General features: G+C 69.5%; 17 protein-coding genes. 3 read left to right on the top strand and 14 right to left on the bottom strand.

Going from position 1 to position 22742, the window contains the following annotated elements:
• Position 1: 1 nt before the first annotated feature.
• The 8 genes from JOE30_RS06715 to JOE30_RS06750 form a co-directional block, all read right to left on the bottom strand.
• On the bottom strand, positions 2–1354 hold the full coding sequence (locus tag JOE30_RS06715) for a glycosyl hydrolase family 28-related protein (RefSeq protein ID WP_204869907.1): 1353 nt from the start codon (positions 1352–1354) through the stop codon (positions 2–4).
• Entirely contained in the window at positions 1351–3045 is a 1695-nt protein-coding gene (locus JOE30_RS06720) for an alpha/beta fold hydrolase (RefSeq protein ID WP_204869908.1), read from the bottom strand. Before JOE30_RS06720 ends, JOE30_RS06715 begins: the two co-directional genes overlap by 4 nt.
• Before the next feature lie 68 nt (positions 3046–3113).
• Positions 3114–5075, bottom strand: a complete 1962-nt coding sequence (locus JOE30_RS06725) for a Wzz/FepE/Etk N-terminal domain-containing protein (protein WP_204869909.1) — start codon at positions 5073–5075, stop codon at positions 3114–3116.
• Positions 5066–6472: a hypothetical protein gene (locus tag JOE30_RS06730; RefSeq protein ID WP_204869910.1), complete on the bottom strand. Its 1407-nt coding sequence runs from the start codon at positions 6470–6472 to the stop codon at positions 5066–5068. Before JOE30_RS06730 ends, JOE30_RS06725 begins: the two co-directional genes overlap by 10 nt.
• 36 nt (positions 6473–6508) lie before the next feature.
• On the bottom strand, positions 6509–7510 hold the full coding sequence (locus JOE30_RS06735; protein ID WP_204869911.1) for a glycosyltransferase: 1002 nt from the start codon (positions 7508–7510) through the stop codon (positions 6509–6511).
• Positions 7507–8892: an oligosaccharide flippase family protein gene (locus JOE30_RS06740; protein ID WP_204869912.1), complete on the bottom strand. Its 1386-nt coding sequence runs from the start codon at positions 8890–8892 to the stop codon at positions 7507–7509. Before JOE30_RS06740 ends, JOE30_RS06735 begins: the two co-directional genes overlap by 4 nt.
• Positions 8882–10039, bottom strand: a complete 1158-nt coding sequence (locus JOE30_RS06745; protein WP_027506965.1) for a glycosyltransferase family 4 protein — start codon at positions 10037–10039, stop codon at positions 8882–8884. The genes JOE30_RS06740 and JOE30_RS06745 overlap by 11 nt, the downstream gene beginning before the upstream one ends.
• On the bottom strand, positions 10036–11115 hold the full coding sequence (locus JOE30_RS06750) for a glycosyltransferase family 4 protein (protein WP_204869913.1): 1080 nt from the start codon (positions 11113–11115) through the stop codon (positions 10036–10038). The genes JOE30_RS06745 and JOE30_RS06750 overlap by 4 nt, the downstream gene beginning before the upstream one ends.
• 472 nt (positions 11116–11587) lie before the next feature.
• Between JOE30_RS06750 and JOE30_RS06755 the strand changes: the two genes are divergently transcribed.
• The 3 genes from JOE30_RS06755 to JOE30_RS06765 all read left to right on the top strand — a co-directional run bounded on the left by JOE30_RS06755 (position 11588) and on the right by JOE30_RS06765 (position 16096).
• Positions 11588–12598, top strand: coding sequence for an Hsp70 family protein (locus tag JOE30_RS06755; RefSeq protein ID WP_204869914.1), 1011 nt, complete (start codon positions 11588–11590; stop codon positions 12596–12598).
• Between the two features lie 79 nt (positions 12599–12677).
• Positions 12678–13682 carry a DUF1839 family protein gene (locus JOE30_RS06760; protein ID WP_371831710.1) on the top strand — a complete coding sequence of 335 codons (1005 nt, stop codon included), beginning with the start codon at positions 12678–12680 and terminating at the stop codon, positions 13680–13682.
• A complete protein-coding gene (locus JOE30_RS06765) occupies positions 13679–16096 on the top strand; it encodes a beta-mannosidase (protein ID WP_307806089.1) in 2418 nt (805 codons plus the stop codon). Before JOE30_RS06760 ends, JOE30_RS06765 begins: the two co-directional genes overlap by 4 nt.
• A 1-nt stretch (position 16097) precedes the next feature.
• Here the strand turns inward: JOE30_RS06765 and JOE30_RS06770 are convergent, their stop codons facing one another.
• The 6 genes from JOE30_RS06770 to JOE30_RS06795 all read right to left on the bottom strand — a co-directional run bounded on the left by JOE30_RS06770 (position 16098) and on the right by JOE30_RS06795 (position 22681).
• On the bottom strand, positions 16098–17042 hold the full coding sequence (locus tag JOE30_RS06770) for an amino acid--[acyl-carrier-protein] ligase (protein ID WP_204869915.1): 945 nt from the start codon (positions 17040–17042) through the stop codon (positions 16098–16100).
• 2 nt (positions 17043–17044) lie between these two features.
• A complete protein-coding gene (locus JOE30_RS06775) occupies positions 17045–18241 on the bottom strand; it encodes an acyl-CoA dehydrogenase family protein (RefSeq protein WP_027506959.1) in 1197 nt (398 codons plus the stop codon).
• 5 nt (positions 18242–18246) lie between these two features.
• The gene (locus JOE30_RS06780) at positions 18247–18501 is read right to left on the bottom strand and encodes an acyl carrier protein (protein WP_204869916.1); all 255 of its coding nucleotides are present in this window, start codon (positions 18499–18501) and stop codon (positions 18247–18249) included.
• Positions 18502–18656: 155 nt separating this feature from the next.
• Entirely contained in the window at positions 18657–19910 is a 1254-nt protein-coding gene (locus tag JOE30_RS06785; RefSeq protein WP_307806090.1) for a YibE/F family protein, read from the bottom strand.
• Between the two features lie 474 nt (positions 19911–20384).
• Positions 20385–21413, bottom strand: a complete 1029-nt coding sequence (add, locus tag JOE30_RS06790) for an adenosine deaminase (RefSeq protein WP_204869918.1) — start codon at positions 21411–21413, stop codon at positions 20385–20387.
• Positions 21410–22681, bottom strand: a complete 1272-nt coding sequence (locus tag JOE30_RS06795) for a pyridoxal phosphate-dependent aminotransferase (protein WP_307096178.1) — start codon at positions 22679–22681, stop codon at positions 21410–21412. Before JOE30_RS06795 ends, add begins: the two co-directional genes overlap by 4 nt.
• Positions 22682–22742: the final 61 nt, after the last annotated feature.

A 22742-nucleotide genomic window follows, 5' to 3' on the forward strand; every position in this document is an offset into this window, starting at 1 on the left:
GTCAGCGCGGCCGATCGGTGCCGAGGGACTCGGTGCTCAGGGTTCCGTCGGTCCCCACCACGAGACGCCAGTACGCGTCGGACTCGTCCTTGAGCACCACGCCCGCCTCGCGGCGGTCGGACAACCAGGTGCCGTCGGACAGGACGGCGGCCGTGACGGCATCGCTGCCGTCCCGCGCCTGCAGCAGGTCGACGTCGTCCTGCACCGTGCGCGTCACCACGGTGCTGGTGAAGGTGGGACCCGACATGGTGCCGCGACCGATCACCGTCCACGCATCGGGGAAGACGGCGCTGTTCACGTCGTCGTTGACGCCCGAGATCAGATTCACCGCTGTGCCCGTCGGAACGTGCTCCGCGTCGATGACCAGCTCTGCGGGCCGGCTGTTCGGGTCCGGATCGAAGATGATGTTGGCCAGGTAGGGCTGCCGGCAGTACAGCAGTTCCACGCACGTGGTGCGCGCCGAGATCTTGCAGTTGACCATGCCGAACTGGGACGGCCCGCCGGTCTCGCGCGTGCCGATGCTCAGGGCCACCTCGGACCCCTCGAACCAGACGTTGGTGAACCACCAGTCGTTCGCGGGACCGTCGACGCGGACGTGCCGATCCGTCGTGTCCGGGTCGTTGTCCGACACGAACTCGACGTTGGTGAACGCCATGCCGGCGTTGAAGTCGCCGCCGGTGCCGAGCACCCCGACGCGGTTGCTCGTGAATTTCGAGGCCGTCACGTAGTTCTGGATGCACTCCGACGTCAGGCCGATGCCGTAGTTGTTGATGTCGCAGTTGGTGAACGTGGTGCCGCCCGTGTTGTCGGTCAGCAGCACTCCCCGCTGGTTCTCGTACTGCGGGAACGTCGACGACGAGTGGTTGCCGCGGATGGTCACCGAGTCGAACGAGCAGCGGAAGCACGCGGACAGCGAGAAGCACGTCGACGTGGCGCCGGTGGTGAAGAACCCCATCCGGCGGAAGTTGACGCGCTGACGCCCCCGCAGGTCGATCAGGGTGCCGTTCTGTTCGTACAGCACGGTCGTGACATCGGCGCCGTCGCCGTACACGGTGGCGTAGTCGGCCATCGCCGGCCACGCCGTCACCCGGTACGTGCCGCCGGGCAGGTAGACCGCGGACGCCTGGGTGATGCCCTCGAACGCCCGCGCGATCGCCTCGGTGTCGTCGGTGGTGCCGTCGCCCGTCGCCCCGAAATCACGCACGTTGCGCGCTGCCGGGGTGTCCGTGACGTTCGGCGACTGGAACTGCACCGACTCGGCGTCGTCGCGCGAACACGCGACCGCGAGCGGAACGGTGGCGGCGACGAGGGTGCCGGTGAGCAACCGTCGCCGGCCGAAGGAACTCGCGGTCACGCGGTGACCTGCTGTCTCTGCGGTTCGATGGTCCGGGCGAGCACCGAGGAGATGATCGTGCGGCGCATGTCGGCGTGGTAGGCCGAGTGGTCACCGACGGGCGCACTGACGATCAACGGCACGGTGCCGCTGCGGCGCTGGATGCGCGTGAGTCCCTCGGGCCCACGCTGATCGACGAACCAGCGGTGATCGGCCGGAGCCAGGATGACGGTGGCGTCGACGTCGTGGTCCGCCAGCGAACGCAGGATGACCTCGGGAACCTGGGTCACGCCGCGCACGCCGAGCAGTCGCCATGCCCGGTACGGCAGGTGCGTCTGCAGTGCGTTCTTGATGCGCGCCCGGGGCGTCTTCTGCCACGCCGGATCCGACCGCGGGATGCCCAGATCGGCAGGATCGATCTCGCCCTGCGTCGACTTCTTGCGCTTCCAGCTCCACGCGATGGCGTTCACCATGACGGCGCCGCCGGCCCCGATCTCGGTGGCGGCGTGGGCCGCGTTCCACGAGCCGGAGCAGATGCCCGTGAGCACCACGCGACGCGGATCCGCATGCGCCGCACGGGCGGCCGCGACCACGTCGTCGGCGCTCTCCGCCGAGTAGATCGGAGTGTGCTCGTCGGCACGCACCACCTCCGATTCACCGGTTCCGCGTCGGTCGAAGCGCAGCGCGGACGCACCGGAGCGCGCCGCCGCGCGAGCGAGCTCGACCCACAACCGCGCCGGTCCGGTGCGCGTGTCGTTCGCCGTGGCGCAGAACACCAGCGTCGGTGCGGAGTCCGGTGTCTCGACCGGAGTGGATCGGATGCCGAACAGTCCGTGCGCACCGATGCTCTCGATGTGCTCGGTGAAGGTCGACCCGTCACGTGCCTGGTGCGTGACGCTGGTGGTCGGCGTGAACTCGACCGCGCAGTCGCGGGCGGAGTCGTGTGCGCCGTCGAGGATGTCGACGACCGCGCGGATCGCCGTGTTCGGCAACGGCACCAGGAAGCTCTCGGGCGTGACGAACTCGGTCATCGTGCCGACGTGCTGCACCGTCGCGCCCGACCGCTCGATCGCCTTGTCGAGCCGAGGCGACGAGTAGTCGTCGCGGAGGGCGAAGATCCACTGCGACACGGCGGGTGACGCCGCGGTGATCTCGAGGGCGGACAGCGCCGCCGCGGCCTCGGTGGACAGCGAGTGCCCGATGGTGTGCAGATCGGTGTCGTCCGTATCGGTCCCGACGGTGTCGGTGCCCACGCCGAGCCGGTACAGCGCCTGCTGCTCGCGCAGGTACGCGCGGCCGCGCGGCACCGGATCCCACAGGACGACCGTGTGCAGCGGGCCGACCGCGTCCGCGGCGCGATCGAGAAGCAGGGCACCGGCGCGCAGGCCGACGGCGGAGACCGTCGTGCACCCGAGCGAGCGCACCAGGCTCACCGCGTCCCCGATGCTCGCGAGCCAGCCGTCCATCGCCGCAGCGTCGTTCTGGTCGCCGCCCGAGTCGCCCACACCGAGGTAGTCGAACCGCAGCACGGCGAATCCGGCCGCGGCCAGCTCCTGCGCGAGCAGCTTGAGGCCGCGGTAGGTGTCGACGTGCTCCTTGCCCATCGACGGGCACAGCACGATCCCCGCGCGCGCGTGGTCGCCTTCGGGAAGGTGAACCACGCCGAACAGGCGACGGCCGTCCGATCCGAACCAGGTCGGCGTTGTCGACATGGGTGTGCGGTCCTCTCGGGAGTGCGAGCCGACTGGGCTCGGGGTGTGGGTGGAGTGGAGGGTCTGCGTCACTTGGTGACTCGGAAGGTGCGGCGGCCGGTCTGCGTCCGAGGGCGGACGGGCCGCGACGTGGTGGGCTCCGCGGGACGGGTCGCCTTCGTGACCGTCGTGTCCTGCGCGGCCTTGTCCGTCTTGTCGGTTTTGCCTGCCTTGGTGATCGAGACCGGCTCGGGCGTCGCGGTGGTGTCGTCCGTCTCGGACTCGTCGGTGTCGACGTCCTCGACGTCCGCGGTGATGGTGTCGTCCGCGTCGGACTCGATCGAGTCCTGTTCCGTCACATCATCTTCTGCGTCGTCCTTCGGTACCTGAACAGGCTCCGCCGACACCGCGTGGAAGCGGTCGGTCTCGGCGTCCGCCGGCGACTGGACCACGTCGTAACGCTCCTCCTGGCGCGGCTCGGGACGGGCGGCGCGCTCGGCACGAGGCGCCGGCTGGACGGTGTCCCAGCGATCCTGGTGATCGTCCCGGTAGCCGTCGGTGCGGTAGTCGTCGTTCCGGTGGTCGCGGTCGCGGTAGTCGTCGTTCCGGTACTCGGACTCGTGGACCGGTGACGGCGCGCGGTAGGACTGGGGTGCGGCCGGACGCGCAGCGGTGGTGGTCCGGGTGGTGGTCGGCACGTCGCGCACCTCGGCCACGGGAGCCGCCTTCGGCGACGTCGCGGGCACGACGTCGTCCTTCGCGGCGGACGTCTTCAGCAGCGACAGCGGCCAGCGGCGAGCCGAGACGTGCGGCACCAGAACGGTTCCGGCCACGGCCACCCCGATGCTGTCGAGCTCGGTCAGCAGTGCGCGGAGCTGGGCGGCGGTGGTGGTGCCGTTCTCGACGGCCACGATCACGTGGTCGACGTGCACGGCGATGGCGAGCGCATCGGTCGCATCGGCCACGGAGGTCGCGTCGATGACCACGTAGTCACGATCGGCCTTCAGGCTCTGCACGATGGTGCCGAAGCGGGGGGAGGCCAGGAACAGGGTGGTCCGGTCGTCGCCCACACCCATGGGCAGGATGCTCAGGCCCTCGATCTGGCTCGGCCGCGTGAGATCGGTGGCCGACCGCTTCGGCGAGCGTGCGAGATCGGCCAGGCCGCCGGCGTTCTGCATGCGGGACGACACCCCGGTGCCGTCGGTGCAGCCGTCGACCACGAGAGTCGGGCGGCCCAGTCCGCTGAGCGCGCGCGCCAGGGCGAGGACGGTGTCCGACCCGCCGGCGGGGGAGACGCCGATGACCGCGATGGAGTGCGGGGTCGTCCGGCCGACCGAGGCGTCGAGGCGCAGTGCGGCACGTCGTGCGTCCGCGGTACGCGTGGCCGCCTTGATGTCACCGAGGAACGTGGTGGGAGCGACCGCGGCCACCTGGCCGGTGGTGCGGATGCGCTTGTCGAGCCGGTCACGCAGGTACGCGGCAGCGCAGCCGAGCAGCATGCCGGCGACGGCGCCCATGAGCAGGGTGCGCATCGGTGCCGGCCCGCCCACGGCGGCCGGGGTGGTCGCCGGGTCGACGACGGTCACCTTCGCCGCGGGAGCCGCGCCGATCTCCGTGGTCTCGATCTCGTTGACCAGATCACGGAACTCGGTGACCACCGCGTCGTTGATCGCCCGCGCGCCGTCCGGCGTCGTGTCCGACACCGAGATGCCGATGAGCACGGTGGCCGGGGCGAAGGACGTTGTGACCGTCGACGCCAGAGCAGCCGGCGTGGTGTCGAGCTGCAGGTCCTCGATGACACCCGACATGACGCGCTCGCTGGTCACCAGGTTGACGTAGGACGTCACACGCTGCTGCGCCGCCATGTTGCCCTGGTAGGCGTCCGACACCGAGGTGCCGGTCGCCATCGAGACGTACAGACGGCTCGAGGAGGTGTAGGAGTAGCTCAGCGTCGACGTGTACGCCGCCGCTGCCACCGTTCCCAACACGACGAAGGCCAGGATGGTCATCCACCGGCGTCGTGCGATGTTCACGTAATCGATCAAACCCATGATGCAGATCCTTTGCTCGAAGAGCGGTCGAGTGTGGAGATGTCGTCGGGAACGTGCGTGGTCGGAGGGGGTGTCTCCGCACACTGTCGGGAGTACTCGCCGACGAGAAGCGTCACGATCCACACGAGAATTGCCAATTGGAGTGATTTGCCGATGGACTCGGTCGTCCCGAGGATCCCGCGCTCGAACAGCACCGGATACTCGATGAGCGTCAGCCCGAGAACCACGAAGAGGAAGTTCCTCGCGAGGAGCCATCGAACGGCGACCAGCACCATGACGAAGGTGAAGGTCATGGTGACGGCCACGCCGGCGTAGCCGCCGAACACGAAGCCTTCACTGATGTTTCCCTCGGCCAGGGAGACGGACACGTTGCGCATGTCCACCGACGACCCGCGGACCTGGTCGGCCCACGCGGTGCCGGACTGGAACTTCTCCGATCCGAGGAGCTGGGACGGGATGAAGTTGAGGAACGCGTTCTTCACCACGTCGCCGTGCGAGATCCATTCCCGACCCTGCATGTAGTACGCGTCCGTCGCGGCCTCGAGGAGGTCGAAGCGGCGCAGGATCGGCAGGAACGGTTGCACGACCGGGGGATAGCTGGCCTCGGCGGCCGCCGAGATCGCGCGGGCCTCGGGGTCGACCTTCAGCGACTGCAGGATGCCGAACGCGCCTATGGCGCCCGCCGAGATACCGAGCACGCCGATGATGGTTCCGCGCGTCCACCCGATGAGGGCGAAGCGCACGGCGACGGCGAGAGCGGCGCCGAGCACCGGGGTCTTCGACTCCACGATGACGGTCCACACGAGCTCCATGCCCATGAGGCCGAGCAGCAGGACCGCGGTCTGCCACAGCTTCTCCGGTCGCGCGAAGACGATGAGGCCGAGGGCGCCCACCGTCGCCATCGTGGCGGCGAAGTCGAGGAGTGGATTGGAACTGCTGACCTCGCCGGCCGAGCCGGTGTTGCCCGTCGCGAACGACACGAAGCGTCCGCCGAGACCCAGCACGTAGATGGTGCCCAGGCTGCGGAAGAAGTACGGATCCGCGACGGCCGCGCCGATGGTGGTCCGCTCCTGCGGTCCCCGGCGCCACCGACGGAACAGCACGTATCCGACGACGAGAGCCACGTAGAACCACAGCCCGAACACGACGGGCTTCAGCACCTCGGCGATGCCGATGTCGTAGCCGATGTTCGCCAGTCGTGGGTCCGCCAGGCTGTCCGCGAACTGCGGCTGCGGGAGCGTCCACAACAGGACTAGGGGACGCGCCACGTAGCTCAGCGACCAGTAGGCGGCCTGTGCCAGCAGGAACACCTTGGCGACACCCGGCACGAACATCGCGGACACGACGAGGGCGACGATGGCCGCGGTGGTGAGCGCGACGGCGGAATAGGCGGTCACGACGTGACCCCCGTCAGGCGGCGCACGGCGACGATGTCACAGCGCATCGGTCATCTCCCGTGCTCGGTCCACGTACGCGTGGTGGTCACCGACGATCCGCAGCCGGCCGCGCTCCGCCATCTCTCTGGCTGCATCAGGTTCGGTGCGGCACCACGCCAGGATGTCATCGAGTTCGTCCGAACTCGAGAAAAGACGACAATCCCGTCCGTCCTCCAGGAGAGCCATGTGCTCGTCCGTGCGCTCACCGACGAACAGACCGCCGGCCGCGGGCACCTCGAACGTGCGGCACGTGTGGGTGTCGCGGTTGTCCGAGTTCAGCAGGACGAGGTTGGCCAGCACGGCCGACACCGCCACCGAGAACCCCTCGCCGTACACGGCGCCGCCGATGTGAGCCGACGTCGTCCGCAGGGCGGACACCCGTCGCCATCCCGGTCCCTGGACCGTCATCGCCGAGCCGTGCGTGCGGGCGAGCTCCACCATCGAGTCGCGGCGGTCCGGGCGGCAGGCACCGATGAAACCGACGAGGTACTCGGCCGGATCACGACGGGCGGTCGGACGGTGCCAGGCCGGGTCGTACGCGCTGTGGACGAAGAGCGTCGCCTTCGCGCCGCGCGACTGCAGCTCGGGCACGTTGTGCCGCTTGGTGGTGACGACGAGGTCCCAGTCGGCCTCGCGGCGCAGGTACTCCGGCGTGGTGTTGTACGGGTTGGACACGTCGTCCGGGCTGTAGTGCACGTGCAGACCCGCCGGCAGAGCCAGCAGTCGGTCCTGGTCGAGATGCACGGTGCGGAACGCGAACAGCATGTCGGGACGGAACTGGGCTGCCGCCGCCTCGATGCGGCGGTGCAGCGCCTCGAGCACCCAGGGGGCGCGGCCGCGGCCGAGCTTGCTGTACACCCACGGCGGGGACAGCCGGGTCGGCAGCGCGACCGGAGTGGTGTCGACGACGAGCACGGTGTGGCCGGCCTCGCGGAACCCGTCGGCCATGGACCGGGCGTTGCTGCCGATCCAGTCGTCTCCGAGGAACAGGATCTTCATCGACTTGCCTCCCGGAAGCGGCGAACGGCGAGGGGAACGGTGGGGGCATCGGAGGCGACCACGGCCATCGGCACGGTGGGTGCCTCCGATTCCGCGCGCAGGGCATCGTCGTTGCGGCGATGCAGCATGCGCACTCGGAGCAGGTACCAGGCCGCGACCGCCACCTCGCAGGTGAGCGTGCCGTAGACCAGCGCCCACACCGACGCGGTCGACAGCGCGGTGGCCAGTGCTCCAGCAGCGAAGACGGTGCCGATGACAGCGCCGATCAGCACCCCCTTGGTGTCCTGGCGGACCGGCAGGATCGCCGTGGTGACGAACGAGGTGATGGCGGTGAAGGGCAGGATGAACACCTGCACGCGCATGATGTCCACCGCCGACGAGAACTGGTCGCCGAACACCAGCGAGATCAGCAGCGGTGCGCTCACCCACAGCCCGACGGTGGCCACGACGGCCACGCCCACGCACGCGGTCAGTCCGCGCAGCGCGTTCTGCCAGAAGTGGTCCTCCCGGCCGCGGGCCAGCCGCGGCAGCAGGCCGTAGCCGATGGCGTCGAGCAACGACTGGAACGCGCGGATCAGCCGGTCGCTGGCGGAGAAGATGCCGAGCGACGCCGCGGACAGCGCCACAGAGTAGAAGGTCGCGGCGCCCTGGCCGTAGCTGGTGATGAGCAGCCGCGAGGTCAGGACGGGCACGCCCATACGGACCATCGCGGTGACGTCCTTCGGCTTGCTCGGCGGGCCGAACTCGCGGATGGTGAGTCGCCAGGTCAGCGCCACGGACACCACCGACGACGCCAGCAGGCAGAGCATCGCGACCGCGGCGCTGGGAAACATCGGCAGCAGCGTCACCAGCAGCACGAGGTACAGGACGCGGCCGATGCCCTGGTAGACCACGCCGATGCCGAAGCGGGCCTGGGCCACCAGCACCCAGTCGTCCCCGAACGACGCGAAGCCGCCGGCGAAGAGGCCGAGCAGGATCATGTGGAGGTGCACGTGCGCACCGACCAGGAGACTGGCGAGCAGCCCGGTCCCCATCACGGCGAGCACCGTGGCGCGCAGTGCGAGGTAGTTGCCGCGGAGCTGGTTGAGGTTCTCGTCGTTCGCCATCGCCGCGAGGAACGTGGTGATGCCGAAGTCGACCAGCAGCGAGCCGATGAAGTACGCCGACATCGCGATCGCGAGCAGACCCAGCCCCTCGGTGCCGAGGATGCGGGCCGTGAGCGGCAGCGTCACGATCGTGACCAGGTACTGGCCGTACTTGCCGAAGCTGACGAAGGCGATGTCGCGTACCGCCGACAGCTTGTGCAGCGATCCACGGCGGTGCTTCGGGGGCTCGGTGGTGGGGCCGCCGCGCGACCCGCCACGAGTGAGTTCACCGACCATGACGCACGCTCACGGTGTCCAGGACGTCCTCGAGGAAGCTCTCGACGGTGCGAGCCGATTCCTCGATGTCGAAGTGCGCGGCCCGAGCCGGCGCAGCGGCGGACAGGCGCGTCCGCAGGTCACGGTCGGCGACGACGCGATCGAGCATGGCCGTGAGGCCGGCGCGGTCGCCGGAGTCGACGAGCATGCCGTTGACGCCGTGCTCGACGATCTCCGCGGGTCCGCCGGGACGCGACGCGACCACGGCGCAGCCGGCGAGCATGCCCTCGACCACGACCTGGCCGAACGGCTCCGCCGTGAGGGTGCAGTGGACCAGCACGTCGGACATCCGCATGTAGTCCCGCGGATCGTCGACGTGGCCGGTGAAGGTGACGGGCAGGTCGAGCTCGGCGGCCATGGCCTCGAGCTCGGCGCGGTAGGGCTCCTCGCCGAAGAAGGTGCCGCCGACGAGGAAGACGTGCGCAGGCCGAGTGGTCATCGCCGCGACCGCCTCGAGGAAGAGGACGTGTCCCTTCCACGGGGTGAGGCGGGCGACCAGACACAGCACCGTGTCCGCGGGAGCGGACTGCTCGGGGCGAGCACCCACCGGGCGGTCCGCCGACCCGTCGACGCCGGGGTAGGCGACCACGGCAGGCCGTCGCCAGGTGGGGAGCGAGGCCAGCGTGGACGTGCTGTTGGCGATGAAGCCGCGGCACGCGGTCCAGCCCAGAACGTGCAGCACGGCGGTGAACAGCGTGCCGAAGTACTCGCGGGAGATGCGGTCGTGGGAGTGCCAGACCAAGGGCACGCCCGCTCGCCGTGCAGCGATGGTGCCCATGAGCAACGCCTTGGACGACTCGGCGACGACCACGTCGGCACCCGACTCGCGGACGACGGCGCCCACGGCCCACCCCAGCCGGAGCAGGCCGGTGACTCCGCCGATCATGCGGCGGACGGACATGCCCTCGATGGTGACGGACCGGCTGTCGAACGCACCGTCCACGACGACGGTGTCGATGCCGTCGGCACGGAGCTTGTCCACCATCGGACCCGTCTCGGTGAAGACGACGGTGACCTCGGTCTTGTCCATGGCGCGCACCAGCCGGTGCAGCGCGATCTCGGCGCCGGACGGCGCCGCGGTGTGGGCGAGGAACAGTGCGCGGGTCATCGCTGGACCAACTCTCGGTACACGTCGACGTGCCGGCGGGCCGAGGACTCCCACGAGAACGACTCGGCATGGGCGCGGCACGCGGCAGCGCTCGGCACGTCGCCGCTCAGCGCGGTGGACAGGCGGTGGGCCAGTGCGTCGACGTCGCCGGCGGGTACCACGAGGGAGGGATCGAGACCCGCGACGGCGTCGGGCAGGCCGCCGCAATCGGTCACGACGGGGGCGCGTCCGCTGGCGCAGGACTCGAGGGCGATGAGCCCGAAGCCCTCGAGGCTAAGGGTCGGGACCACCGAGACGGTGGCCTCGGCGTAGAGCGCGGCGAGGCGCTCGTCGCTGGTCCGGCCGGTGAAGACGATGGAGTCGGCGGCGGTGGACCCGGCGGCCTGGCTGCGCAGTGCCGCTTCCTCGGTGCCGGTCCCGACGACGACGAGCTGCGCGTCCGGGTGGTCCGCCACGACGGACGGCCAGGCGGCGACCAGCCGGTCGATGCCCATGCGGCGCTCGAGGCGGCGCACGCAGAGGACGGTGGGGCGAGCGGTGCTCGGTGCCGGCGTGACGGTGAAGCGGCCGAGGTCGACACCCGGCGGGATGACGGTGATCGCGGCCGGATCGACGGCGTAGTCCTCGGTGAGGATGCGGGCGGAGTGCCCCGACAGCACGATGAACCGGCGCACGTCCAGGAAGCGCAGTCGCTCGACCCAGTACTTGGCGCGCACCACCAGGTCGCTCTCGCCGGACATGGCGCTCTCGGCGGCCCAGGGGCCGTGGAAGTGCGCGACCGAGGGGTGCGCGCCGCGCAGGCCGACGGTGGGACGTCCGAAGAGGCTGAAGTGGCGGTCGATCAGCGTGTTCCTCGGCAGACCGCGATCGGCGGAGAGGGCCGACCAGACGCGCGAGAGCGTGGAACCCGTCGAGGGTCCCCACGAGGCGGTGCCGTGGTGGTCGCCCAGATCGGACTCACCGAACGCGGACGCGGAGGCGCTGACACCGTCGAGAGCCGAGAGCGCGACGTAGAGATCGGTGAAGTAGCGGTTGAGGCCACCCGGCGAGTCGGCGAACCACTCGGCGCCGGTCATGTGTACCTGCACCGTGGCCGTGCGGTCACGAGTAGCGGGTGCGGGGATCATCGGGGTCGACAGCCTTTCGTCTCGGTCCGGTGCTCGTCGGTGCGTCCACGGCGCCGGGTTTGTGACTCCGAACCAAACTTCTGGATCGGAGCGTCCGGTGCGCCGCGTCTGCGTCGGCGAAGCTCGGCCGTGCGCGTCGGCCCCGCTCGACACGCTGCTCGGTGAGGGATTTCTGCGATCGATGTGCCACTGACAGTCGCCCTGGGGCCCTACCTGGCAGTAAGGTGTGCCCGGTCGCATCCACGACCGGTACCGATCTCACAGTTCCCTATTTCATCGTTTAACATACCGGAAGATTCTTTTGGGCGCCATACAGCAGAGGCTGTCCGGTTCCTCGGCTCGAAGCGGGTGCGACGGGAACAGGGCTGTGACAAGTGACAACGCAGGGGAATCACCACCCACCGAGAGGAAGCGCCGACGGATGTCCGACACCGAAGCTGTGACGTCGGTCCCTCGGGACGTGGTCGATTCGGGCGTTCTGTCCGGTCTCACCACGGTGTTGCTCTACGACCTGGGTCGTGGCGGCGCGACGGCGAGCCTCGTGGACGTCGACGAGATGGCCGTCCTGGACTCCGTCGACTCCTCGGTGGCCGGCGGGGATGTCTTCGATCACATCGTGCTCGATCACATCGTCGACCGCGGCATTCTGGAGCGCCCCGCCGAGGGCGCGGACGACACGGACGTCATCGTCTTCTGCCGCCGGGTGAAGGAGTCACTGTCCTCCGCGACCGTCGCGCGCACCCCCGGCGGCGGCACCACCCTCATCACGCGTCAGGAGTTCGAGACCGCGGTTCGCCCCCTGCTCGACCTCTCGCTCGACACCGCGGCGTCGCTTCTAGGCGAGCGCGACCTCGACGCGGTGATCCTCGTCGGGGGCGGTTCGCCCATCCCTGTTTTGTCGATCGCGGCCGCGGAACGCTTCGGCGTTCCCGTACTCACCGCACTGGACCCGCGCGCGCCGCGCGTGTCGGTACCGGCGCCCGACCCCTCCTCCGCGGATCAGACCGTCGCCTTCGCGGCCGCCCCCGCCGAGCCGGACCTCGAGCCCGACGCGTCGGCGCCCGCGGACGTCGTCGACGTGGGCGGGGAACCGGTGCCCGATCCGAAGCGAAGCAGGGTCCCCGTCGCCCTCGTCATCGCCTTCTCGTGCGCCGTCATGGCGGGCGCCGCGGCATGGGCCTTCACCTCGATGCCCGAGCCGATGGACCCCGCCACGGTCAGCACCCCGTCCGTGGCACCCACCAGCGCGGTGGCGCCCGTCGGGTCGCGCGGAGTCCCGCCGCCCGTCACCACCACCGCCGACCCGTTCGCCGACGAGACCGACGGGGACTTCGGTGGGGGTGGGGACTTCGGGGGCGGGGACTTCGGTGGTGGTGGGTACTTCGGTGGTGGCGGGGACTTCGGTGGTGGCGGCGACTTCGGAGGGTTCTGATCGCCTCTCTCGCGGCTACTGTCGTGAGTGATGTGAACGCGTGGGCCGACACCTCGTGTCGACGACCAATGGAGGAGCAGTGACGGTGAATCTCTCGGCGACGCCGGTGGGCGGGTCCCCGTTGCCCGCGGACCTCGATCCCGCGACGTACCGATCGCACTCCCTGCACTCGTCGGAGCGCACGTGGTCCGAGACCAACTGCTACGTCGACCTGTGGATCGAACTGCTGCACGCGATGGGCGCCGATCCCACCCCCGCACTGGCATTCGCCCTCAGTGCAGGGTTCGACGGCCGGCAGTGGGACTTCGTGAAGTTCCAGCCCGAGGATCTCCGCGTCCTCTACGGGGTGGACGTCTCCGAGATGAACATCTGGAAGCCGTTCGGAGAGCACCTGATCGAGAACATGCACGACGGTGTGCTGAGCACGGTCGAGATCGACGCCTTCTACCTCCCCGACACGGACGGCACCAGCTACGGCCGGGAGCACACCAAGACGACGATCGTGCCGACGGCCATCGATGCCGACGCGCGACGGCTCGACTACTTCCACAACGCCGGTCTGTTCCGCCTCGAGGGAGACGACTTCGACGGCGCACTCGCCCGGTCGCTCGCGCCCGGAACGGTGGCGCTGCCGCCCTACGTCGAGCGGGTCGTCGTCGACCGTGACGCTCTGGCCGCCGGTCCGGAGACCGACGATCACGATCTGCAGGTGGTGCGTGCTCATCTCGAGCGCGCCGATGCGGGCAACCCGGTCGAGCGTCTCGGTGAGCGTGTCGTCGAGGACGTCGCGCTGATCCAGAAGGCGGGCCCGGACTTCTTCCACCTGTGGTCCTTCGGCACGCTCCGTCAGTGTGGCTCCACCGCCGAACTCGCGGCCGACCTGGCCGAGTACCTCGAGCGCCGTGGGGTCGCCGGTGCGGCGGCTGCCGCCGAGCCCTTCCGGGAGGTGGCGTCCGGCGCCAAGTCCGTGCAGTTCCGGATGGCGCGAGCCGCTCGGGGACGCGACGTCGACGTGCGTGACTCGATGGCCGGCATGGCAGCGGCCTGGCAGCGCGGTATGGACGCAGTGCGTTCGGCGCTGTGACCGCGCCGCTCGATCTGCTGGCCGACGCGCACTGGACGCTCCTGTCGACGGAGGCCGGTGCCGTCGAGAGCCCCGAGGGCCTCGCGGACACTGATCCCGCTGTGCCCGTGCAGGTTCCGGGTACCGTCGCCGGCGCCCTGGCCGCGGCGGGGCTGCCCATCGAGGACCTCGACGGGCGCGACTGGTGGTTCCGCACCGAGGTGCGGGTGCCGGACGGGACGCGGTCTATACGGCTGCACCTCGAGGGCATCGCCACCCTCGCGGAGGTCTGGATCGACGGAACGCTGACGACCACCAGCACGTCGATGTTCGTTCCCGTCACCGTCGAGGCTGCGGTCGACGGCACCGTGTCCCTTGCGCTGTGCTGCCGTTCCCTCGACGCGGCGCTGGCGAAGCGACGCCCGCGCGGCCGGTGGCGGTCGTCCATGATCTCGTCGCAGGGTCTCCGGTGGATCCGCACCTCGATGCTCGGCCGCGCCCCCGTTTTCACCGGTGCCCCGGCTCCGGTCGGACCGTGGCGCGCTGTGCGCTGTGTCGCCGTGGACGTCCCCGCCGTGACGGTGCGCGGGCTGGTGCGGGACGGACGCTGCGTCCTGCAGGCCGACGGTACGGCCACAGCCGGCGCCGCGGTGCGGATCGAGCTGGGCGACAGTACGTTCGAGCTCCCGACTGATGCGGACGGGCGAGTGACGGACGAGATCGACGTCGGGAACAGAGCCCTGTGGTGGCCGCACACGCACGGTGATCCGACCCTCCACGACGTCACCGTGACCGTCGACGGTCACGTCGAGCACTCCCAGGTGGGTTTCCGCTCGAGCGCACTGCACGGTACGACGCTGCTCGTGAACGAGGTGCCCGTCTTCTGCCGCGGCGGATGCTGGGTCCCGCTCGACCCGATCACGCTGCAGAACGATGCCGAACACCTGCGGGACACCCTGACCTCGTACGCCGAGGCCGGGCTGAACATGGTGCGACTCACGGGCACGATGGTCTACGAGTCGGCCGAGTTCCACACGCTCTGTTCGGAACTGGGCATCATGGTGTGGCAGGACGTCATGCTGGCGACCGTCGATCCACCGGACGATCCAGGCGTCGAGTCCGCCGTCGTCGACGAGGTCCGGGCGATGCTCGCGACCGCCGGAGGCCCCTCCCTCGTGGTGGTGAGCGGCGGTAGCGAGACGTACCAGCAGCCGACGATGCTCGGGCTCGCCGCGGACGAGTCACGGATACCGCTGCTGGACAAGGTCATTCCGGATGTGGTGCACGCCTTCTCCGGCGTCTCGTACGTCCCGTCCACCCCGTCGGGCGGCGACCTCGCCACCCACGTGGGCTCCGGCTTCGCGCACTACTTCGGCATCGGCGGCTACCTGCGGCCCCTGTCGGACGTCCGGTACGCCCGCGTGGCGTTCGCGACGGAGTGCCTGGCGTTCTCCGTACCCCCGGAGCGACGCGTCGTCGACTCCGTGTTCGGCTCGGCGCATCCGGCGGGCCACGAACCGCGCTGGAAAGCAACGGTTCCGCGTGATCGGGGAACGTCGTGGGACTTCGAGGACGTGCGAGACCACTACGTGCGCACCCTCTTCGACGTGGAGCCGTCCGCGGTGCGCCGCGACGATCCGGAGCGCTACCTCGATCTGGGGCGCGCGGCCGTCTGTGAGGCGGTGACGCAGTCGTTCGGGTTCTGGCGGCAGACGGACTCGGGTTGCGGGGGAGCGCTGGTGCTGACGCTGCGCGACCTGGAGCCGGGTGCGGGGTGGGGCTTCACCGACAGCACCGGCGCGGCCAAGGCACCCTGGTACGCGATGGCGCGGGCCAGTGCGCCGATCGCTGTCCTCGTGACGGACGAGGGGATGGACGGGCTCCGTCTCGACGTGATGAACGACGGAGCGGAACCTGTGGCCGGGACACTCACCGTGCGGGCGCATCAGCGCACGGGAGCCGTTGCTGCCGAGGGTGTTCAGCAACTCGCTCTCGATGCGCGCTCGTCCTGGACCGGTACCGCGGACGGTGTCGTCGGCAGGTTCACCGACATGACGCACGCTCACCGATTCGGTTCGCGCACCGTCGACGCCGTCAGTGTCGTGCTGGCGGCCCCGGACGGCACCGTGCTCGCCGAGGCGGTGCATCTCGTGGAGGACGGGCTGCTCCCGCTGCAGAACTCGGTGGGTCTCACCGCGTCGGCGGCACCGGAGGACGACGGCCGGTGGACCCTCACCGTCGCGTGCTCGGATGCCGCGCAGTACGTGTGCGTGGACGTGGACGGCTACCGGGCGTCCGACTCGTGGTTCCACCTCGCCCCCGGAACGAGCCGCGCCCTGACTCTGCTGCCACGCGCGGGTTCGACCACGCCGCGAGGGCATGTCCGAGCGGTGAACAGCACAGCCAGGGCGACGGTGACGGTTCTCGAGAGGTAGATCAGCTCAGGCGGAGCGACGCCGGCCACTGCGAGGTGTCGAGGCCGTGAGTGCGCACCATCGCGAGGGCGATGCGCTCCATACCGAAACCGACACAGGCACTGTGGGCCTCGTTGCCGTCCGCGGTACGAATGTCGAAGGTCTGCCCGAAGTGGTCGCGGTGGCAGTTGCACGACACCACCGCGGTGCCCTCGTCCAGGTCGCCGTAGAGACGCACGACGAGCTCGGTCTTGAGGTTCTCGTTGCGCTGGTTCGCGGCCAACATGCGGCCCGCGCGACCGAAGAACGGATCGTTGGCGATGACGGGCGAGGCGTCGAGCCCGAGGTCGGACAGCACCGTCATGCCGCGTTCGATCCACGACTCGCGGTGCTCCACTGCCTGATCGGGCGTGCCGACCTGGACGAACTCGTGCATCCGGAACGCCTGCATGCGAGCAGGATCCACGGCGGGCTCGTGGCGGAAGCAGTACCCGTAGACGTCGAGCATGGTGCCGCCGTCGGGAAGCTGACCGGTGAGCATGGAGTAGGACGGGTGGCACGCGGCCGACACCAGCATGGTGCCGGCGGACTCGAGCCAGTGGTCCCAGTCCTTGCCCTCGGACCGTGCCGCGAGCAGCTCGGCGTGGGCCTTGTTGTCACCGGAGAAGGTGGTGATGGCACCGGTGAGGTTGGGGAACGAGGCGATGTAGTCGGTCTTCTCGAACGCATCGCGCGGGAACACCGGCGGGAACCGGAAGCGGCGCAGCGCATCTCCGTGTGCGGCAGCGCCTGCGGCCTTCACCCTGGAGTCGATGAGATCGATGATGTCCTCGAACTCGCCCGAGCGGCCGTACAGGCCGTCGAGGGAACTGGGGACGAGAAGACCGGCGCCGACGAGCTGATCGCGGAAATCGGCACGGGCGAGATCGAGATCGGAGACCACGTCGCGGTCGAGTGTGGAGGTCATGGTCAGATCCCCTTGTAGACGAGCGAGAGCTGCGCGTTGTGGTTGAGGATGCGCTCGTTGCTCACCATGATCGCGGAACCGTGCGAGTCGCGGAGGTGGCGGCTCATGCGCAGTTCACTGTCCTCGCGGTAGCCGGCGATGCCGCAGATGAGCAGCGCGCGGGCGACGATGTCGATGAGCAGATCGGACGCCGTGACCTTGACGTTGTTGATCTGCAGCGCGAAACCGATGGCGCTGAGCGCAGCCGGATCGTCGGCGATGGAGTCGAACTTCGCGGCTGCCGTGAACACGGTGTCGGACAGCTGCTGATGGACCACGAGCAGCTCGGCGAGGCGCGCGGCGGACGGCGGCGTGACGCCGGGCGTCTTGCGGGCCAGCTTCTGCACGGACTTGCGAGCCTTGCGCACCGCGGCATCGGCGATGCCCAACCAGGCGCCACCCCACAGGACGTGAGCCGAGGGCAGCATCGTCTGGGCGGAGATGTCGCTGTAGGTGGCAGGAACGACCCACTCGGCCGAACCCGACGCGCGGAGCATGAAGCCGGGGCTGCACGTACCGCGGAAGCCCATGGTGTCCCACGTGCCGGTCTTCTGCAGCGTGACGTCCTCGCGCTGACACGCGACGAGCACCTGATCGCTGGGTGCGGCGTCGGGGGACCGACGGGCGGTGGCCAGGATGACGTCCGCGTACTCGCCGTACGAGATGACGGGGGCGTTCTTGGTGAGCGTGTAGCGGTCGCCGTCGTACTCCACCGCGCACCCGCTGGTGCGGACGTCGCCACCGATGTTGATCTCGGTGGTGGCGGAGGCGACGAGGGGCTGCTCGACGACCATGTTGGCCAGGAACTCCCGGATGACCGGGGACTCCATGCCGTGGCGGGTCAGCGAGAGCACCTGGGTGTGGTGCATCGCGTAGATCATGGCGGTGGACGCGCACTCGCCGCCGAGAGCGCGGCCGACGGTCGCGAGCTCGGTCAGGGTGAGCCCGGCACCGCCCAGCGACGTCGGAACCGACGCGGAGAGCAGGCCCGCGGACTTCAGAGCCTGCACCGACTCCGTGGGGAAGCGAGCCTCACGGTCGACCAGCTCGGCGTTGCTGCGCACCACGGCGAGCACGTCCTCGAGCGGGATCTGCGCCAGGCCTGCGGGCGCGTCCGGATCGATGGGGGGAAGGGCGGAGGGAGCCTCGAGTGTGGTCATCGCGATCACGCCAGCTCTGCGACGGCGTCGGCGATGGCCGAGACGCTCGCGAACGTGGCCTTCTGCAACAGGCGATCCGGGAACTCGACGTCGAACTCGTCCTCGAGGCCGATCATCACATTGACGCTCGCGTGCGACGTCAGACCTGCGTCGTACAGGTCGGCGTCGTCGGCGACTGCGTCGATGGCGACCGGGAGCTTTCCGTACTTGTCGAGTACCCGGCGGATACGGTCGACGTCCTCTGCGGCCAGAGTGTTCATTGTGTGTCCTCACATAGTCGTCGTGCTCTGCGAAGTTGCGTCAAACAAACGCGCAGGTTCCCGAACCCACCGAAACAATACATGAGAATGTTTTGTAGTGCCAGTGCATACCTCGTGGCCGAACTTTGTGAAGTTTCCCGATTCGCGGTCGAGCGTCAGCGCGCGGAGTGCCGACCGCTCACGGGGGCGCGTCCGCGGGGTGGCCGGGCGAGCATCACGGCGATGGCGGTGGTGAGCGGCACGGACAGCGCGAGGGCCGTGCCGCCCACACACGAGCGCACGATCTCGATCGCCACCGCGTCCCCGGTCAGCACGTTCCCGAACGAGCGGCCGGCGACACTGAAGAGCAGTAGCAGCGGCAGCGCACCACCCGCGTAGGCCAGGACGAGCGTGTAAACGGTGCTGGCGATGTGGTCCCGCCCGACGCGCATCGCGGACGTGAAGATCGAGCGTCGGGTGGCGTCGGGATCGAGTGCCGCGAGCTCGAAGGCTGCCGAGGCCTGGGTGATCGTCACGTCGTTCAGCACGCCGAGCGATCCGATGATGAACCCGGCGAGCAGGAGCCCGGTGATGCTGACGTGGTCGAGATAGGCCTGCACGTCGGTGTTCTGTTCCTCCGACAGACCGGTCACCCGGGTCAGGCGGATCGCTGCCTCGGACAGTCCGGCGGCGACGCCCATCGACACCACGGTTCCGAGCAGCGCCGAGCTGGTTCTCAGATTGGGCCCGTGCGCCAGGTACAGCACGCCGTAGAGGATGACCGTGCCGCCGACCAGGGCGACCAGGATGGCGGATCGGCCGTCGAGGATGGCGGGGAGCACGAAGCCCACCAGCACCCCGAGCGCGAGACCGAGTCCGAGCAGCGCACGCAACCCGCGCCACCGCGCGACCACGCAGATGACGACGGCGAAGACCGCGACCACCAGCAGCAGCGGCGTGGTGCGGGAGTAGTCGTCGAACCCGTAGATCGCGGTACCGCTGTCGTCGGTGCCGCGGACGAGGCGGATCTCCTCGCCGACGCGCAGATCGGGCGTGCCCGGTCCCGGCGTCACCTCGAGCAGGGTGCGGGTGCCCTCGTTCACGCCGGTGTCGATCGAGACGATGCTGCGGTTGCACTCGAAGCCCGAGACGGTGGGCGGAGTGGGGGCGCCGCTGAAGACGCGCCCGTTGGAGGAACTGCCGCACGGACCGATGTCCTGCGACACCACGGTGCCGTACTCGGTGGCCACCACGCCGCCGGTCGCGCTCTGGAACGGCGCCGGCACCTCGACGGTGCGATCGCTGGGCCACAGCAGCACCACGCCCACGATCGCGGCGATGCCGACGACGGCGAGGATGCCGAGCACCAGTCTCGCGGCGATCTTCCCGATGGGGGCGGGACCGGAGCTGTGTCCGTGGCCGTGTGTCACGACGCCAACACTAACGGTGGCGCGGAGAAGAAAATGTGGGCGCGAGCGGCGCGGGACGAAAGCGGGTGGCGGGGAAGCAGGGGGGGTGTCCCCCGCCACCGACCGAGCGACCCACCGGGGGGGTGGGGGGCCGTTCGGCGCTTTCGGAACCCCGAAGGGCTCATGTATGAACATACCCGCGAACACGCGGTCCGATCATCACGGGGTTCAAAAATGTGCCCGAGATGTTGTGTTGTGTCACACAGCGGGGTATATGGCACCGCGCGTCACATCAAGTGCAGGTCAGGGAGTGTGCCGGCTGGTGGTGTGGGCGCTCCCGTAGGGGTTCCGGGTTCTCGTAGGTGTTGCAGCATCCGCGGGAACCTGGAACGCCCGCGGGAACACGGGCACGCCGTGCTGCGAGGGTTCCGCGAGGCGCACACCCCCTGCAGCCTGCGGGGAGGGGTGTGGGTGGCTGGAGGACATGCAGCGCCCCTAGACCTCCGGGAGTTCGACCGCCGCGATCTCCGCCCGCATCTGCCTCTTCAGTTCCGCATCCGCGTACGACGCGTCGACTCCCGCGAGGGCGAGCGAGCGCAGAGCCGACGCGTCCAACCCAATGCCGTGCGCGGCGAGGTACTCGGTGGTGAGGTCGGTGCCGAACATCGACGGGTCGTCGCTGTTGAGCGTCACCGTCAGCCCCGCGTCGATCATCGCCGGCAGCGGGTGCACGTCGAGCGACTCGACCACCCGAGTGCGGATGTTGGAGGTGGGGGAGACGTCGAGCGGGATCCGGTGCTCGATCAGGTACGCGACGAGCTCCGGGTCGCCCAATGCGGCGATGCCGTGACCGATGCGTTCGGCACCCAGGTCGCGCAGCGCGGACCAGATGCTGTCCGGTCCACCGGTCTCGCCCGCGTGGGGGAGCGAGTGCAGCCCCGCCGCCGTCGCCCGTGCGAACACGTCGGCGAACTCGGCGCGCGGCACCTCGATGCCCCCGATGCCGAATCCGACGATCGAGTCGACGCGATGCGCGAGCACGGCGTCGAGGGTGCGGTTCGCCGCATCGGTGCCGAAGTCACCCGGGAAATCGGGAATCCAGCGCGCGACGATGCCGGTCTCGGTCTCCGCGCGGCGTCGGCCCTCCTCGACGCCCTCGAACACCGCCGCCGCGTCCACCCCGCGCATGAGGTGCCCGAAGAGGCTGATGTGCATCTCGGTGTACCGCACGTGGTGCGTCGCCAGCGCAGTGAGGCTGTCGTACGCGAGCCGTGCGAAGTCCTCGGGATCGCGCAGCACGCCGATCGACGTCAGGTACACCTCGATGAAGTGCGGGAAGTCGCGGAACTCGAACCACTCCCGCAGCGCATCCTCGGTGCGCGGGATCGCCTCGACCTGGTGCTTGTCCGCCAACGCCTTCAGCGTGCTCGGCCACATCGACCCCTCGAGGTGGACGTGCAGCTCCACCTTGGGCAGCGCGTCGACGAACGCCGCCAGATTCGACGGGCGCCGGGTCGGTGTCACTGCCGGTACGACGACAGGAAGTTGCCGAACCGTTCGATCGCGGTGCGCAGATCGCGGGCCCACGGCAGCGTGACGATGCGCAGGTGATCGTGATCGGGCCAGTTGAAGCCGGTTCCCTGCACCACCAGGATCTTCTCCTGCAGCAGCAGGTCCTGCACCAGCTTCTCGTCGCTGTGGATCTCGTGCACCTCGGGATCGAGGCGCGGGAAGGCGTACAGCGCACCGCGTGGCTTGACGCAGCTCACGCCGGGAATGGCATTGAGCCCCTCCCACGCGACGTCACGTTGTTCGAGCAGCCGCCCTCCCGGCAGGATGAGGTCCCCGATGCTCTGGTGGCCACCGAGTGCGACCTGAATGGCATGCTGCGCAGGGACATTGGGGCACAGGCGGGTGGACGCCAGCAGGTTGATGCCCTCGAGGAAGCCCGCGGCGTGGTCCTTGGGCCCGGTGATCGCGAGCCAGCCCGCGCGGTACCCGGCCACCCGGTAGGCCTTGGAGAGACCGTTGAAGGTGAGGCACAGCAGGTCCGGCGCCATCGTCGCCATGGACACGTGCTGGGCGCCGTCGTACAGGATCTTGTCGTAGATCTCGTCGGCCAGCAGCAACAGGCTGTGCTTGCGTGCCAGCGCCGCGATCCCGCGCAGCACCTCCTCGGAGTACACCGCACCCGTCGGGTTGTTCGGGTTGATGACCAGGAGCGCCTTGGTGCGATCGGTGATCTTCGACTCGATGTCCGCGAGGTCGGGGTTCCAGTCGTTCTCCTCGTCGCAGCGGTAGTGCACCGCCTTGCCGCCGGACAGCGTCGTCATCGCCGTCCACAGCGGGTAGTCGGGCGCCGGGATGAGGACCTCGTCGCCGTCGTCCAGCAGCGCCTGCATCGTCATCGTGATCAACTCGGACACGCCGTTGCCCAGGTAGATGTCGTCGACGTCGAGGAACGGGAAGCCGTCCACCAACTCGTAGCGGGTGACGATGGCGCGGCGGGCCGACATGATGCCCTTGGACTCGGAGTACCCCTGCGCCGTGGGGAGCGCGGCGATCATGTCGCGCACAATCACGTCGGGCGCCTCGAAGCCGAACGGCGCGGGGTTGCCGATGTTGAGCTTCAGAATGCGGTGGCCCTCGGCCTCGAGACGGGCGGCGTGGGCGTGCACGGGTCCACGGATCTCGTAGAGGACGTTCTGCAGCTTGACGGACTGCTCGAGCGGGCGCAGCGTGCGCTGGCCGGCCTGGCGCGGCGTCGTGTCTGATGTGCTCACGTCCGCCATCGTCTCACTGTCGGCCCCACCGAGTGGTCTGCCCCCGAGCAGTCCAGTGACTGTCGGGGGC

Source organism: Rhodococcus sp. PvP016, from assembly GCF_017832185.1.
In the GTDB taxonomy this organism is placed as follows: Bacteria; Actinomycetota; Actinomycetes; order Mycobacteriales; family Mycobacteriaceae; genus Rhodococcoides.

What these genes read in the sequence shown, in the direction of transcription:
- JOE30_RS06745 (WP_027506965.1), bottom strand. Translation starts at nt 10,039, where the DNA reads ATGACCCGCGCACTGTTCCTCGCCCACACCGCGGCGCCGTCCGGCGCC.
- JOE30_RS06750 (WP_204869913.1), bottom strand. Translation starts at nt 11,115, where the DNA reads ATGACCGGCGCCGAGTGGTTCGCCGACTCGCCGGGTGGCCTCAACCGC.
- JOE30_RS06775 (WP_027506959.1), bottom strand. Translation starts at nt 18,241, where the DNA reads ATGACCACACTCGAGGCTCCCTCCGCCCTTCCCCCCATCGATCCGGAC.
- JOE30_RS06720 (WP_204869908.1), bottom strand. Translation starts at nt 3,045, where the DNA reads ATGTCGACAACGCCGACCTGGTTCGGATCGGACGGCCGTCGCCTGTTC.
- JOE30_RS06755 (WP_204869914.1), top strand. Translation starts at nt 11,588, where the DNA reads ATGTCCGACACCGAAGCTGTGACGTCGGTCCCTCGGGACGTGGTCGAT.
- JOE30_RS06725 (WP_204869909.1), bottom strand. Translation starts at nt 5,075, where the DNA reads ATGGGTTTGATCGATTACGTGAACATCGCACGACGCCGGTGGATGACC.
- JOE30_RS06770 (WP_204869915.1), bottom strand. Translation starts at nt 17,042, where the DNA reads ATGACCTCCACACTCGACCGCGACGTGGTCTCCGATCTCGATCTCGCC.
- JOE30_RS06735 (WP_204869911.1), bottom strand. Translation starts at nt 7,510, where the DNA reads ATGAAGATCCTGTTCCTCGGAGACGACTGGATCGGCAGCAACGCCCGG.
- JOE30_RS06780 (WP_204869916.1), bottom strand. Translation starts at nt 18,501, where the DNA reads ATGAACACTCTGGCCGCAGAGGACGTCGACCGTATCCGCCGGGTACTC.
- JOE30_RS06795 (WP_307096178.1), bottom strand. Translation starts at nt 22,681, where the DNA reads ATGGCGGACGTGAGCACATCAGACACGACGCCGCGCCAGGCCGGCCAG.
- JOE30_RS06740 (WP_204869912.1), bottom strand. Translation starts at nt 8,892, where the DNA reads ATGGTCGGTGAACTCACTCGTGGCGGGTCGCGCGGCGGCCCCACCACC.